The sequence below is a fragment of the Curtobacterium sp. NPDC092190 genome (assembly GCF_044755625.1).
GTDB lineage: Bacteria > Actinomycetota > Actinomycetes > Actinomycetales > Microbacteriaceae > Curtobacterium.
This window is the reverse complement of record NZ_JBIVRJ010000001.1, coordinates 611,810-626,490: the sequence shown is the minus strand read 5'-3', so window position 1 is coordinate 626,490 and position 14,681 is coordinate 611,810. Positions and strand designations below refer to the sequence as shown.

At 71.8% G+C, this 14,681-nt stretch carries 13 protein-coding genes; all 13 read left to right on the top strand.

The window, feature by feature from the left end:
* Nucleotide 1 precedes the first annotated feature (1 nt).
* Nucleotides 2-661 (top strand): ribulose-phosphate 3-epimerase, encoded by a 660-nt coding sequence (gene rpe, locus ACIQFY_RS02915; RefSeq protein WP_400338186.1) that lies wholly within the window; start codon nt 2-4, stop codon nt 659-661.
* 92 nt (nt 662-753) lie between these two features.
* Nucleotides 754-1,017 carry a phosphoribosyl-ATP diphosphatase gene (locus ACIQFY_RS02910; protein WP_058726551.1) on the top strand — a complete coding sequence of 88 codons (264 nt, stop codon included), beginning with the start codon at nt 754-756 and terminating at the stop codon, nt 1,015-1,017.
* Between the two features lie 75 nt (nt 1,018-1,092).
* Entirely contained in the window at nt 1,093-1,932 is an 840-nt protein-coding gene (hisG, locus tag ACIQFY_RS02905) for an ATP phosphoribosyltransferase (RefSeq protein WP_251159793.1), read from the top strand.
* 20 nt (nt 1,933-1,952) lie between these two features.
* A complete protein-coding gene (hisF, locus tag ACIQFY_RS02900) occupies nt 1,953-2,750 on the top strand; it encodes an imidazole glycerol phosphate synthase subunit HisF (RefSeq protein WP_251155027.1) in 798 nt (265 codons plus the stop codon).
* A 40-nt stretch (nt 2,751-2,790) separates the two neighbouring features.
* Nucleotides 2,791-3,225: a phosphoribosyl-AMP cyclohydrolase gene (hisI, locus tag ACIQFY_RS02895; protein ID WP_400338183.1), complete on the top strand. Its 435-nt coding sequence runs from the start codon at nt 2,791-2,793 to the stop codon at nt 3,223-3,225.
* A complete protein-coding gene (locus ACIQFY_RS02890) occupies nt 3,222-4,766 on the top strand; it encodes an anthranilate synthase component I (RefSeq protein WP_251155025.1) in 1,545 nt (514 codons plus the stop codon). The genes hisI and ACIQFY_RS02890 overlap by 4 nt, the downstream gene beginning before the upstream one ends.
* Complete coding sequence (locus tag ACIQFY_RS02885; protein ID WP_271825735.1) at nt 4,763-5,467, top strand: Trp biosynthesis-associated membrane protein; 705 nt, start codon at nt 4,763-4,765, stop codon at nt 5,465-5,467. Before ACIQFY_RS02890 ends, ACIQFY_RS02885 begins: the two co-directional genes overlap by 4 nt.
* A complete protein-coding gene (locus tag ACIQFY_RS02880; RefSeq protein ID WP_066654504.1) occupies nt 5,464-5,703 on the top strand; it encodes a DUF6704 family protein in 240 nt (79 codons plus the stop codon). The genes ACIQFY_RS02885 and ACIQFY_RS02880 overlap by 4 nt, the downstream gene beginning before the upstream one ends.
* 13 nt (nt 5,704-5,716) lie before the next feature.
* Nucleotides 5,717-6,517, top strand: a complete 801-nt coding sequence (gene trpC / locus ACIQFY_RS02875; RefSeq protein ID WP_400338395.1) for an indole-3-glycerol phosphate synthase TrpC — start codon at nt 5,717-5,719, stop codon at nt 6,515-6,517.
* Nucleotides 6,518-6,579: 62 nt separating this feature from the next.
* Complete coding sequence (gene trpB, locus ACIQFY_RS02870; RefSeq protein WP_066654498.1) at nt 6,580-7,794, top strand: tryptophan synthase subunit beta; 1,215 nt, start codon at nt 6,580-6,582, stop codon at nt 7,792-7,794.
* The gene (trpA, locus tag ACIQFY_RS02865; protein WP_066654497.1) at nt 7,791-8,594 is read left to right on the top strand and encodes a tryptophan synthase subunit alpha; all 804 of its coding nucleotides are present in this window, start codon (nt 7,791-7,793) and stop codon (nt 8,592-8,594) included. The genes trpB and trpA overlap by 4 nt, the downstream gene beginning before the upstream one ends.
* A gap of 202 nt (nt 8,595-8,796) precedes the next feature.
* Complete coding sequence (lgt, locus tag ACIQFY_RS02860) at nt 8,797-9,792, top strand: prolipoprotein diacylglyceryl transferase (protein WP_400338180.1); 996 nt, start codon at nt 8,797-8,799, stop codon at nt 9,790-9,792.
* Between the two features lie 347 nt (nt 9,793-10,139).
* Complete coding sequence (gene gltB, locus ACIQFY_RS02855) at nt 10,140-14,615, top strand: glutamate synthase large subunit (protein ID WP_400338393.1); 4,476 nt, start codon at nt 10,140-10,142, stop codon at nt 14,613-14,615.
* The last annotated feature ends 66 nt before the right edge of the window (nt 14,616-14,681 follow it).

The window sequence follows — 14,681 nt, the reverse complement described above, 5'->3', positions numbered from 1 at the left end:
GGTGACGATCCGCATCTCGCCGAGCATCCTGTCCGCCGACTTCGCCAACCTCGAGCGGGAGCTGCACCGCATCGGGAGCGCCGACATGGTGCACGTCGACGTGATGGACAACCACTTCGTGCCGAACCTCACCCTGGGCCTGCCGATCGTGCAGCGCCTGCAGGACGTCTCGCCGGTGCCGCTCGACGTGCACCTCATGATCACCGACGCCGACACCCAGGCGCCGAAGTACGCCGAGACCGGCGCCTCGAGCGTCACGTTCCACCTCGAGGCCGCCGACGACCCGGTGGCGACCGCCGCGGCGATCCGGTCGAACGGTGCCCGCGCCGCCGTCGCCGTGAAGCCCGGCACCCCGATCACGCAGGTGCTCCACCACCTCGACGCGTACGACATGATCCTGCTCATGACCGTCGAGCCCGGGTTCGGCGGGCAGTCGTTCATGCCCTCGGTCATGCCGAAGCTCGCCGACGCCCGTGCCGCGGTCGACGCCTCGGGGCTCGACGTCTGGCTCGAGGTCGACGGCGGCATCGCGGTCGACACCGTGCCCGAGGCGGTCCGCAGCGGCGCCGACACGCTCGTCGCCGGATCCGCCGTCTACGGCGGTGAGCCCGCGCAGCGCATCGCCGACCTGCGCGAGGCGGCTGCGGCGGCACGCGCGTGACCGCCCAGGTGGGCGGCGCGTCGGGGGTGACCGGCGCCTCCCGTCCGGACGGTGCGTCCGGCGCAGCCGTGCATGACGGTAGCCTGGTCCCCGTGAAGACGTTCGACGACCTGTTCGCGGAGCTGACCGAGAAGGCGCGCACGCGCCCCGAGGGCTCCGGCACCGTCGCCGAACTGGACGCCGGCGTGCACCAGATCGGCAAGAAGATCGTGGAAGAGGCCGCCGAGGTCTGGATGGCGGCCGAGTACGAGGGCGACGAGCGCACCTCGGAGGAGATCTCGCAGCTGATCTACCACCTCCAGGTGCTCATGGTCGCGAAGGGGCTCACCCCGGCGGACGTCTGGCGACATCTGTAGGAACGCGTGTCGCGCTCACCGAGCGCCACCGCGACCCGCAGCCGTCCCGACCTCCAGCAGAAAGCAGACCACCTGATGCTCCGCATCGCCGTGCCCAACAAGGGTTCGCTGTCCGAGACCGCCTCCGAGATGCTCAAGGAGGCCGGGTACGCCGGTCGCCGCGACCCGAAGGCGCTCCACCTGCTCGACGAGCGCAACGGCGTCGAGTTCTTCTTCCTCCGCCCGCGCGACATCGCCACGTACGTCGGCTCCGGCGCACTCGACGTCGGCATCACCGGCCGCGACCTGTTGCTCGACTCCGGGTCGGCGGCGCACGAGGTCGACGCGCTCGGGTTCGCCGACTCGACCTTCCGGTTCGCCGGGACGCCCGGCCGGTTCACCGAACTGCAGGACCTCGACGGCGTCCGCGTCGCGACGAGCTACCCGGGACTCGTGGGCGAGTTCCTCGCCCGGCACGGGGTGACCGCGACCCTCGTGAAGCTCGACGGCGCCGTCGAGAGCGCCGTGCGCCTCGGTGTCGCGGACGCCGTGGCCGACGTCGTCTCGACCGGCAGCACGCTCCGTGCCGCCGGGCTCGAGATCTTCGGTCCGGTGATCCTCGAGTCGACCGCGCTGCTCATCTCGACCGACGAGCGCATCCCGGGCATCGACGTCCTGCGTCGCCGCCTGCAGGGCGTGCTCGTCGCCCGCGGCTACGTCATGCTCGACTACGACATCCCGACCGACCTGCTGGAGCAGGCCACCGCGGTGGCGTCGGGCATCGAGTCGCCGACGGTCTCCCCGCTGCACGACCGCGACTGGTCGGCCGTCCGCGTGATGATCCCGCGCGAGGACGCGAACCTCATCATGGACGCGCTGTACGACCTCGGTGCGCGCGCCATCCTGGTCAGCCCGATCCACGCCGCACGCCTGTGAACGACGCGGTGCGAGCCGACGTGACCGGACCCGACAGCGGCGCGGCCGGTGTCGCCGGTGGCGTCTCGGTCCGGGTCATCCCGTGCCTCGACGTGTCCGGCGGTCGCGTCGTCAAGGGCGTCAACTTCCTCGACCTGCAGGACGCCGGCGACCCGGTCGAGCTCGCGGCCCGCTACTACGAGCAGGGTGCCGACGAGCTGACCTTCCTCGACGTCGGTGCCACGGTCGAGAACCGCGCGACCATGTACGAGACGGTGACGCGCACGGCGGAGCAGGTCTTCATCCCGCTCACCGTCGGCGGTGGCGTCCGGAGCGTCGACGACGTCTCCCGCCTGCAGCAGTGCGGCGCGGACAAGATCGGCGTCAACAGCGCGGCGATCGCGCGGCCGGAGCTCGTGAGCGAGATCGCCGACCGCTTCGGCGCGCAGGCGGTGGTGCTGTCGCTCGACGTCAAGCGCTCGGACCGGATGCCCTCCGGTTTCGTCGTCACGACCCACGGCGGACGGACCGAGTCCGACCTCGACGCGATCGCGTGGGCACGCGAGGGCGTCGAGCGCGGCGCGGGCGAGCTGCTCGTCAACTCGATCGACGCGGACGGCACGAAGCACGGCTTCGACCTCGAGCTCATCGCCGCGGTGCGTGCGGTGTCGTCGGTCCCGGTCATCGGCTCGGGAGGCGCCGGTCGCCTCGAGCACTTCGCCCCGGCCGTCGAGGCGGGCGCGGACGCCGTGCTCGCTGCCAGCGTCTTCCACCGGGGCGAGATGACCATCGGGGACGTCAAGGCGGCGCTGCGCGCCGCCGGCCAGCCCGTCCGCTGACACCCCGTCCGCCGACACCCCGCCGTAGGCTAGGAGTCTCATGACCGACAGCACCAGCACCAGCACGGAAGCGGTCCTCGACCGCGCACGGTTCGGTGCGGACGGCCTGCTCCCCGCAGTCGTGCAGGAGGAGTCCTCGAAGGACGTCCTCATGCTCGGCTGGATGGACCGCGAAGCCCTCCGCCGCACCCTGACCGAGGGGCGCGTGACCTTCTGGTCGCGCTCCCGACAGGAGTACTGGCGCAAGGGCGACACGTCCGGGCACGCGCAGTACGTCCGGGCTGCCGCACTCGACTGCGACGACGACACGCTGCTCGTCACCGTGCAGCAGGTCGGGGCCGCCTGCCACACCGGTGCGCACAGCTGCTTCGAGGTCGACCCGCTCGAGCCCGTGACCGCGACCGCGCCGGTGCAGGCCGAGACGGACGCGACTGGCAAGACGTCGGCGACCACGACCGCGGAGGCGATCCGATGACCGGCGCGAGCCGCGCGGAGGAGCCGCGCACGACCTCCCGGCAGGCCTTCGACGACCTGCTCGACGGCCACCGCGTCGTCCCCGTCGTCCGCGCGCTCTACGCCGACAGCGAGACGCCGGTCGGTGTGTACCGCAAGCTGGCGGACGGTCGCCCCGGTTCGTTCCTGCTCGAGTCCGCCGGCCAGGGCGGCCTGTGGTCGCGCTGGTCCTTCGTCGGCGTCCGGAGCTTCGGCGTCCTGACCCAGGACGGCGACCGGGCGTCCTGGATCGACACCGGCATCCCGGCGTCGCGGGCCGTCGGCTCGCTCGACGGCGCCCCCCTCGACGTCCTCGCCCGCCTGCACGACCGGTGGGCGACGCCCCGCGTTCCCGGCACCCCGCCCCTGGTCGGCGGCACGGTCGGGTTCATCGGGTGGGAGGCCGTGCGGCAGCTCGAGCACCTGCCGAACGTGCCCGCGGCCGACTTCGAGGTGCCCGGGCAGGCCCTCGCCTTCGTGTCCGAGCTCGCGGCGCTCGACCACCGCACCGGCCTCGTGCTCCTCGTCGCGAGCGTCCTCAACGACGGCACCGACGACCCGGACACGATGTGGTCCGACGCGCAGTCCCGGCTCGACCGGATGCAGGCGGACCTGGTGCAGCCGAGCGCGGCGACGGTCGCCGAGGCGTTCGAGATCGCCGAGCCGACCCCGCGCCACCGGACGTCGCCGGAGGACTACATGGCCGCGGTCGAGCGGTCCAAGGACTTCATCCGCGACGGTGACGTCTTCCAGGTCGTCGTCTCGCAGCGGTTCGACCACGACGTCACCGCCGACCCGCTCGACGTCTACCGGGTGCTCCGGACACTGAACCCGAGCCCGTACATGTACTTCCTCGCGCTGGCGGACAGCGCCGACGAGCGCTTCTGGATCGTCGGCGCCTCGCCCGAGGCCCTGGTCAAGGTGCAGGACGGGCGGGCGATCACCCACCCGATCGCCGGCTCGCGCCCACGCGGCGCGAGCCCGGTCGAGGACGTCCGCCTGGGTGACGAGCTGCTCGCCGACCCGAAGGAGCGCGCCGAGCACCTCATGCTGGTCGACCTCGCCCGGAACGACCTGCAGAAGGTGTGCGAGCCGGGGACCGTCGCGGTGACCGAGTTCATGACCGTCGAGCGCTTCAGCCACATCATGCACCTGGTGTCGAGCGTCGAGGGATCGGTCCGACCGGGAGCCTCGGCGATCGACGTCTTCCGTGCGACCTTCCCGGCCGGCACCCTGTCGGGGGCACCGAAGCCGCGTGCGCTCGAGATCATCGACGAGCTGGAACCGGCGAAGCGCGGGGCGTACGCGGGCGTGGTCGGCTACTTCGACTTCGCCGGTGACGCCGACCTGGCGATCGCCATCCGTACGGCGCTCATCAAGGACGGGGTCGCACGCGTGCAGGCCGGTGCCGGCCTGGTCGCCGACTCCGACCCGCGCACCGAGCACGAGGAGGCCGTGAACAAGGCGGCCGCCCCGCTGCGCGCGGTCGCGACCGCGAACCGGATGCGCGAGGTGCGCGCGTGACGGCCCGGCGCTCCCGCCCGCTCGTCGTCGTCGCCGGCCTCGCGGTCGCCGGCATCGTGATGCTGTCGTGGACCCAGACGTGGTTCACGGTGCACCTGCACGCCGGCACCGCGGTGGTGCCGCGCGTGGTGGCGGACGGTGCCGCGGTCGTCCCGCAGTACACGGCGCTCGCGATCGCGAGCCTGGCGCTGTTCCTCGCGCTGACGATCGCCGGCCGTGTGCTGCGCGTCGTGCTCGCGGCCGTCGAGGTGCTGCTCGGCATCGCCGTCGTGGCGACCGGGATCGGCGCCCTGGCGGACCCCGTCGCGGCGTCGAAGGGCGCGGTGGGCGAGGTCGCGGGCGTCAGCGACACCGGCGCGGTGCGCCAGGTCGTCGACCGGGTCGACGTCACCGCGTGGCCCGCCGTCGGCATCGCGGGTGGCGTGCTCGCCGTGGTGCTCGGGATCGTCGTGTTCGTGGTGCAGCGGCAGTGGCCCGGGCCGACCCGGAAGTACGCCGCGGCGACCGCCGGGGCCGCCGCCGACGCCCGTGCGGCCGCCCCGACCCAGCGCGACGCGATCAGCGACTGGGACGACCTCAGCGCGGGTGACGACCCGACCGCCGGGGACGGTGCGGTGGGGGAACCGCCCACGACCGACACGGTAGGATCGGATCGGCGCCGATCGGACGACGGCGCCGGAGCAGAACGAGGAGCACCGTGAGCAACACTGAGCCCGCAGAACTCGGCGAAGGCCACTCGCCCGCCGCCTGGACCGCCGTCGTGATCATGCTGATCGGCTTCGCGGCAGGCACGCTGTTCTTCTGGTTCGACCTGGCGTGGGGCGTCTGGGCGTCCGCCGTCGTCGTGGTGATCGGCCTCGTCGTCGGCGCCGTGATGGCGAAGGCCGGCTACGGCGTCAACGGTCCGAAGTACGTCGCCAAGCACCACGCGGAGTAGTCCCGTGCCGAACGTGCTCGAGACCCTCGTCGCGGGCGCGCTCGAGGACGCCGCCGCCCGTCGTGTCGACCGTCCGCTCTCGGACGTCGAGCGCGACCTGGACCGGGTGGCGTCGCCGCTCGACGCCCTCGACTTCCTGTCGCCCGGCGACCGCGTGAAGATCCTCGCCGAGGTCAAGCGCGCGAGCCCGTCGCGCGGCTCCATGGCGCCCATCGAGGACCCGGCCGCCCTCGCCGCCGACTACGAGCGTGGCGGAGCGTCGACGATCAGCGTGCTCACCGAGGGGCGGAAGTTCCTCGGCAGCCTCGCCGACCTCGAGGCGGTGAAGGCGCGCGTGTCGCTGCCGGTGCTCCGCAAGGACTTCATCGCCGACCCGTACCAGGTGTTCGAGGCCCGTGCGGCCGGTGCCGACCTGGTGCTGCTGATCGTGGCGGCGCTGGAGCAGCGACAGCTCGTGGAGCTGCACGAGCTCGCCGAGCAGCTCGGCATGCGCGTGCTCGTCGAGGCGCACTCCGGTGACGAGGTCTCCCGTGGCCTCGACGCCGGCGCGCGGATCCTCGGCGTCAACGCCCGCGACCTCACCGACTTCTCGCTGGACCGCGACCTCTTCGGCTCCCTCGCCGACCGCATCCCCGACGGGGTCGTGCGCGTCGCCGAGTCGGCCGTCGCCGGGCCCGCCGACGTCGCCCACTACCGCGCAGCGGGTGCCGACGTCGTCCTGGTGGGGGAGGCGCTCGTCACGGGCGCGGACCCCGCCACCACCCTCGCGTCGTTCATCGCCGCCGCGGACGGCTCCGGCCGCCCGCGCGCCTGACCGACACCGTCCCACCGGTCGCCCCGCACACCGGGGCGTCCGAACACCCCGGGAGACCCACCGTGACCTCACTCCGTGACCTGCAGGGCCCGTACTTCGGCGACTTCGGCGGACGCTTCGTCCCCGAGTCGCTCGTGCTCGCGCTCGACGAGCTCGAGACCGCCTTCCGCGCGGCCTGGGCGGACCCGGCGTTCCGCGAGGAGCTCGACACGCTCCAGCGCGAGTACACCGGCCGCCCGTCGATCATCACCGAGGCGCCGCGGTTCGCGAAGCACGCCGGTGGTGCCCGGATCATCCTCAAGCGCGAGGACCTCAACCACACCGGTTCGCACAAGATCAACAACGTGCTCGGTCAGGCCCTCGTCGCGAAGCGGCTCGGCAAGACCCGGCTCATCGCCGAGACGGGAGCCGGGCAGCACGGTGTCGCGACGGCCACCGCCGCTGCGCTCTTCGGGATGGACTGCGTCGTGTACATGGGCGCCGTCGACACCGAGCGCCAGGCACTGAACGTGGCGCGGATGCGGCTGCTCGGCGCCGAGGTGATCCCGGTCGAGACGGGTTCGCGCACGCTGAAGGACGCCATCAACGACGCGCTGCGCGACTGGGTGGCGAACGTCGACTCGACGCACTACCTGCTCGGCACCGTCGCGGGGCCGCACCCGTTCCCGGAGATGGTCCGCGAGTTCCACAAGGTGATCGGCGAAGAGGCCCGACAGCAGGTCCTCGACCGCATCGGTCGCCTGCCGGACGCCGTCGCCGCGTGCGTCGGCGGCGGCTCGAACGCGATGGGCATCTTCGAGGCCTTCCTCGACGACGAGTCGGTCCGGTTGCACGGCTTCGAGGCCGGCGGCGACGGCATCGAGACGGGGCGGCACGCCGCGAGCATCTCGCTCGGGCGCACCGGTGTCCTCCAGGGCACGATGTCGTACCTCATGCAGGACGAGGACGGCCAGACCATCGAGAGCCACAGCATCTCGGCGGGCCTCGACTACCCGAGCGTCGGTCCCGAGCACGCCTACCTGGCCTCGATCGGCCGCGCGCAGTACTCGCCGATCACCGACGCCGAGGCGATGGAGGCCTTCCGCCTGCTCGGCCGGACCGAGGGCATCCTGCCGGCCATCGAGTCGGCGCACGCGCTCGCAGGGGCGATCAAGCTGGGCAAGGAGCTCGGCCCCGACGGCGTCGTGCTGGTGTCCCTGTCCGGACGTGGTGACAAGGACGTCGCGTCCGCCAGTCGCTACTTCGGCATCCTCGACGAGAACGCGGTGCAGCTGTGACGAACCCCGGTCCCTCCACCTCGGTCGCGACGACGATCGACACCGCCAACGCCGAGCGCGCCGGAGCCGTCGTCGGGTACCTGCCCGCCGGCTTCCCCGACCTGCAGACGAGCGTGGACGCGGCGGTCGCCCTCGCCGAGAACGGCGTCGACGTCATCGAGCTCGGCCTGCCGTACTCCGACCCGGTGATGGACGGTCCGGTGATCCAGCGCGCCGCGGAGGAGAGCCTGGCGAACGGCTTCCGTGTCGCGCAGGTCTTCGACGCCGTCGACCAGATCACGAGCCGTGTCGACGTGCCCGTGCTCGTCATGACCTACTGGAACCCGGTGCTCCGGTACGGGGTCGACCGGTTCGCCGACGACCTCGTCGCGGCCGGGGCGTCCGGGCTCATCACCCCGGACCTCATCCCGGACGAGGGTCGCGCCTGGATCGACGCCTCCGAGCGCACCGGGCTCGACCGGGTCTTCCTCGCGGCGCCGTCCTCGACGGACACCCGCATGGAGCAGGCGGTCCGCTCCAGCCGCGGCTTCGTCTACGCCGTGTCGACGATGGGCGTCACCGGCGCCCGCGTCGGCGTCGACACCGCCGCCCGCACCGTCGTGTCGCGACTGCGCGACGCCGGTGTGGAGCGCACGTGCGTCGGCCTCGGCATCTCGACGGCAGACCAGGTGCGCGAGGTCCTCGAGTACGCCGACGGGGCGATCGTCGGGTCCGCCTTCGTGCGCGCCCTCGCCGACCTCGGCGTGCAGGGGGTCGCGGACCGCGCGGCCGACCTGACCAGCGGCGCCGCGCGCAGCTGAGGCGAGCACCGGTCCGGACGGGAGGCGCGGTGTCGGTGGGCCGACCGGCCCACCGGCACCGCGCCTCCCGTGCGCCGTGCTCCCAGTTCCCACAGGTCGACCCACCCCGTTCCTGGTCGGCGCGGTTCCCGCGCTACAGTGAGCGGGGCCGACCCTCCAGCGGCACCGCGGCCGTCCAGCACCGAAAGGCGACAGCACCTCCATGCCCCTCCTGAGCATCCCGAGCCCGAGCACCGCGTGGCAGTACTTCGACCTGACCGCCTGGCTGCGCGACGTCTTCGGGTGGTCGCTCCCGCTCGACTTCCGCATCCACGCGTACGCGATCTGCATCCTGCTGGGCATCGTCGCGGCCGTCGTGCTCGCGAACCGGCGGCTCAACGCCCGCGGGGTCGAGCGCTGGATCATCATCGACATCGCGATCTGGGCGGTGCCCGCCGGCATCATCGGCGGTCGGTTGTTCCACGTGTTCAGCCACGTCAGCGACTACTTCGGGCCGGGGCGTGACCCGCTCTCATTCCTCTACATCTGGGAGGGCGGGCTGGCCATCTTCGGCGCGCTCATCCTCGGGTCGGTCGGTGCGTACATCGGGTGCCGTCAGGTGGGCCTGCGCTTCTCGACCCTGATCGACGCGATCGCTCCCGGCGTCCTGCTCGCCCAGGCGTTCGGTCGCCTCGGCAACTACTTCAACCACGAGCTCTTCGGCATGCCGACGAGCCTGCCGTGGGGGCTCGAGATCGAGTCGTCGAACGCGGCGTTCCCGAAGGGGCTGCCCGAGGGCACCCTGTTCCACCCGACCTTCCTCTACGAGATCATCTGGAACGTCGTGGGCGTCGTCGTGATCCTGCTGCTCGACAAGCGGTTCCGGCTGCAGTGGGGCAAGGTCATGGCGCTCTACCTGATCTGGTACGGCACCGGTCGCTCGGTCCTCGAGTCCATCCGCGTCGACACGAGCGAGACCTTCGCCGGGATCCGCACGAACGTCTGGATGTCCTTCGCCGCGATCCTGCTCGGCATCGTGATCTTCCTCGTGCAGACCCGTCGGCACACCGGCAACGAGCCCAGCCCGTACCTGCCGGGTCGCGAGCCGCGTCGGTCCTCCGATGTAGACTCGGACGACACCTGGTCGGAACACGACGTCGACGCTCCGGCGGTCGCCGACGACGCCGATCCGGTCCCAGCAGCAGGCCGCACGCGGTAACTCCGCGATCGGCAGCACCGGCTCCTCGGACGGCACCCGCCGGCCGCGGGGCACCATCCGATCGGTCGGGTCGCCACGAGCGGCCCCGCCACCTCGCGCGTCGTCTGCGCACCCTCCACGGCGACGCGCACGGGCACCAGGTCCGCCCGCTCGGGCGGAACGCACCACCGGGCCACCGACGTCCCTGTTCCACTCCCTCGTGAGGACGGTTCCCCATGGCGCTCCAGCCAGACCCTGCCCCCCGTTCGACGCGCTCCCTGCAGCCGGCGCACCGACGATTCTCGGCCGTGCCCGAGGCGACCGGTGCGTACGACCCGGCGAACGAGAAGGACGCCTGCGGCCTCGCGATGGTCGCGACGCTCCGCGGTACCGCGGGGCACGACATCGTCGACGCCGCGCTGGGTGCACTCCGGAACCTCGAGCACCGCGGTGCCGTCGGTTCCGACGCGGGCACCGGTGACGGCGCGGGCATCCTGTGCCAGGTGCCGGACGCGTTCCTGCGCGACGAGGTGCCGTTCGACCTGCCCGCCGCGGGGGAGTACGCCGTCGGGACGGCCTACCTGCCCGTCGACGAGGACGAGCGCCACGCGGTGAAGGGTGCGGTCGAGCGCCTGGCCCGCGAGGAGGGCCTGAAGGTCCTCGGGTGGCGTGCGGTCCCGGTTCGGCCGGAGGTCCTCGGGACGCTCGCGCGCGCCGCGATGCCGGCGTTCGAGCAGCTGTTCGTCGCCTCCACCCGACACGACGTGCACGGCGCCGCCTGGAGCGGTATCGCCCTCGACCGGCAGGCCTTCCGACTGCGCAAGCGCGCGGAGCACGGCGTCGAGGTCTACTTCATGTCGCTGTCGAGCCGCACCACGGTCTACAAGGGCATGGTCACGACGCTCCAGCTCGAGCCGTTCTACCCGGACCTCAGCGACGAGCGCTTCGCCTCGAAGCTCGCGATCGTGCACTCGCGGTACTCGACGAACACCTTCCCGTCGTGGCCGCTGGCGCAACCGTTCCGAACGCTCGCCCACAACGGCGAGATCAACACCGTCCGCGGCAACCGGAACTGGATGCGGGCGCGCCAGTCGCAGCTCGAGAGCGAGCTGCTCGGCGACCTCGCACCGCTGCTGCCGATCGTCAGCCCGGGCGCGAGCGACTCGGCGTCGTTCGACGAGACCCTCGAGCTGCTCACGCTGACCGGCCGCAGCCTGCCGCACGCGGTGTCGATGATGGTGCCGGAGGCCTGGGAGAACCAGGTCGGGATGGACCCAGACCTGCGGGCGTTCTACGAGTACCACTCGATGCTCATGGAGCCGTGGGACGGCCCGGCGGCCATCACGTTCACCGACGGCGCGGTCGTCGGCGCGACGCTCGACCGCAACGGCCTGCGTCCCGGGCGATTCCTGGTGACCGACGACGGCCTCATCGTGATGGGCTCGGAGACGGGCGTCATCGACGTGCCGCCGGGCAAGGTCGTCCGCAAGGGCCGCCTGCGTCCCGGTCGGATGTTCGTCGTCGACACCGAGGCCGGGCGGATCATCGAGGACGACGAGGTCAAGCGCGAGCTGGCGACCTCGGGCCCGTGGGCGCAGTGGCTCGACGAGGGCCGGATCAACCTGAGCGACCTGCCGGAGCGCGAGCACATCGTCCACACCCCGGCGTCGGTGACCCGGCGACAGCGCGCGTTCGGCTACACGGAGGAAGAGGTCCGCATCCTCCTCCGCCCGATGGCGCAGACGGGTGCGGAGCCCCTCGGCGCGATGGGCTCGGACACGCCGATCGCCGTGCTCTCCGAGCGCCCGCGCCTGCTGTTCGACTACTTCACGCAGCAGTTCGCGCAGGTGACGAACCCGCCGCTGGACTCGATCCGCGAGCAGGTCATCACCTCGATGGGCATGGGCCTCGGGCCGGAGCGCAACCTGCTGAGCGCCGGCCCCGAGCACGCGAAGCAGATCGTGCTCGACTTCCCGGTGATCGACAACGACGAGCTCGCGAAGATCCAGCACTTCGAGACGGAGTCCGGTCGGCACCTGACGGTGACGATCAAGGGCCTGTACCGCGTCGACGCGGGCAAGAAGGCGATGCAGAAGCGCATCGCCGCGGTCTGCGACGAGGTCGACCAGGCGATCGAGTCGGGCAAGCAGTTCATCGTGCTGTCCGACCGTGACGGCAACGCCGAGCAGGCACCCGTGCCGAGCCTGCTGCTGCTCGCTGCGGTGCACCACCACCTCATCCGCACCGAGCAGCGCATGAAGGTCGGACTCATCGTCGAGGCCGGCGACGTGCGCGAGGTCCACCACGTCGCGACCCTGATCGGCTACGGCGCCTCGGCGATCAACCCGTACCTGGCCATGGAGACCTGCGAGAACCTCGTGCGCTCGGGGATGATCACCGGGATCACCCCGGAGCAGGCCGTCCGGAACGTCATCAAGGCGCTCGGCAAGGGCGTGCTCAAGATCATGTCGAAGATGGGCATCTCGACGGTGTCCAGCTACGCCGGCGCCCAGGCGTTCGAGGCGGTCGGGCTCAGCCAGGAGTTCGTCGACCGGTACTTCACCGGGACGTCGTCCATCCTCGGTGGCGTCGGGATCGAGGTCATCGCCAAGGAGAACGCCGAGCGGCACGCCCAGGCGTACCCGCAGGACGGCGCCGTGCTGTCGCACGAGCGGCTGCAGACCGGCGGCGAGTACCAGTGGCGCCGTGAGGGTCCGCCGCACCTGTTCAACCCGGACACGGTGTTCCGGCTCCAGCACGCCACCCGTGCCCGCCGGTACGACATCTTCCGCGAGTACTCGCAGGCGGTCGACGACCAGTCCGAGGAGCTCATGACGCTCCGCGGTCTGTTCCGGTTCCGTCACGGCGTCCGGAAGCCGATCGCGTTGGACGAGGTCGAGCCGATCGAGTCGATCGTGCAGCGGTTCAACACCGGCGCGATGTCCTACGGGTCGATCTCACAAGAGGCCCACGAGACCCTCGCGATCGCGATGAACCGCCTCGGTGCGCGCTCGAACACGGGCGAGGGCGGCGAGGACGTCGAGCGTCTGCTCGACCCCGAGCGTCGCAGTGCGATCAAGCAGGTCGCCTCCGGTCGGTTCGGCGTCACGAGCATGTACCTGACGCACGCGACCGACATCCAGCTGAAGATGGCGCAGGGCGCGAAGCCGGGCGAGGGCGGGCAGCTGCCCCCGACGAAGGTGTACCCGTGGGTCGCCCGCACGCGGCACGCGACCGCCGGCGTCGGACTCATCTCGCCGCCGCCGCACCACGACATCTACTCGATCGAGGACCTCAAGCAGCTGATCTTCGACGTCAAGCGGGCGAACCCGGCCGCGCGCGTCCACGTGAAGCTCGTGAGCCAGTCCGGCATCGGCGCGGTCGCAGCGGGCGTGACGAAGGCGCTGGCCGACGTCGTGCTCGTGTCGGGCCACGACGGTGGCACCGGCGCGTCCCCGCTCAACTCGCTGAAGCACGCGGGCACCCCGTGGGAGATCGGTCTCGCCGAGACCCAGCAGACCCTGATGCTGAACGGCATGCGCGACCGGGTGGTCGTCCAGGTGGACGGGCAGATGAAGACCGGCCGTGACGTCGTCGTGGCGGCGCTGCTCGGCGCCGAGGAGTACGGCTTCGCGACGGCTCCGCTCGTCGTCGAGGGCTGCATCCTCATGCGCGTCTGCCACCTGGACACGTGCCCGGTCGGCGTCGCGACGCAGAACCCGGAGCTCCGGAAGCGCTTCACGGGCAAGCCGGAGTTCGTCGTCAACTTCTTCGAGTTCATCGCGCAGGAGGTCCGGGAGCTCCTCGCCGAGCTCGGCTTCCGCACGCTGGACGAGGCGATCGGGCAGGTCGACGCGCTCGACACCGACCGTGCCGTCGAGCACTGGAAGGCCTCCGGTCTCGACCTCGCGCCGGTGCTGCACGGACCGGAGTTCGGCCGCGACGAGCCCCGACGCCACCTGCGTGAGCAGGACCACGAGCTCGACGAGCACTTCGACGTGCAGCTCGTCCAGCAGACGGCGGACGTGCTGGAGCACGGTGGTTCCGTCGCGCTCGACCTGCCGATCCGCAACACGGAGCGCGCGGTCGGCACCATGCTCGGCCACGAGGTCACGCTGCGGCACGGCGAGCACGGCCTGCCCGCCGGGTCGATCGACATCACGCTGCGCGGCTCGGCCGGGCAGTCCCTCGGTGCGTTCCTGCCGGCCGGCATCACGCTCCGCCTGGTCGGGGACAGCAACGACTACGTCGGCAAGGGCCTGTCCGGCGGCGCCATCGTCGTCCGTCCGGACACCGAGTCGGCGTTCGAACCGTCGGAGAACGTCATCGCCGGCAACGTCATCGGCTACGGCGCGACCCAGGGCAGCATGTTCATCCGCGGCATCGTGGGCGAGCGCTTCCTCGTCCGCAACTCCGGCGCGACCGCGGTCGTCGAGGGCGTCGGCGACCACGCACTCGAGTACATGACCGGCGGGCTCGCACTGATCCTGGGCGAGACCGGACGCAACCTCGGCGCCGGCATGTCCGGCGGCACCGCGTACGTGCGCGGCCTCCGTCGGGAACACGTGAACGCCGACGCGCTGGCGACCGGTGAGCTGCGGCTCGAGGAACTGGACAGCGCCGACGTCGAGATCGTCACCGACCTGCTCCGGCAGCACCTCGCCGAGACCGGGTCGACCGTGGCCGGCGACCTGCTCGACTCCGGCGACCTCGGCGACTTCGTCAAGGTGCTCCCGCGGGACTACGCCGCCGTGCTCGCGACCCGCCAGCAGGCGGTCGACGAGGGCCTCGACCCCGACGGCACCATCGTCTGGAACCGCATCCTGGAGGTCACCGGTGGCTGACACGACCCGGGCCGCCGTGCGGACGCGGATCCCGACCGACGCGGACACGCAGACCCACACCCCCGT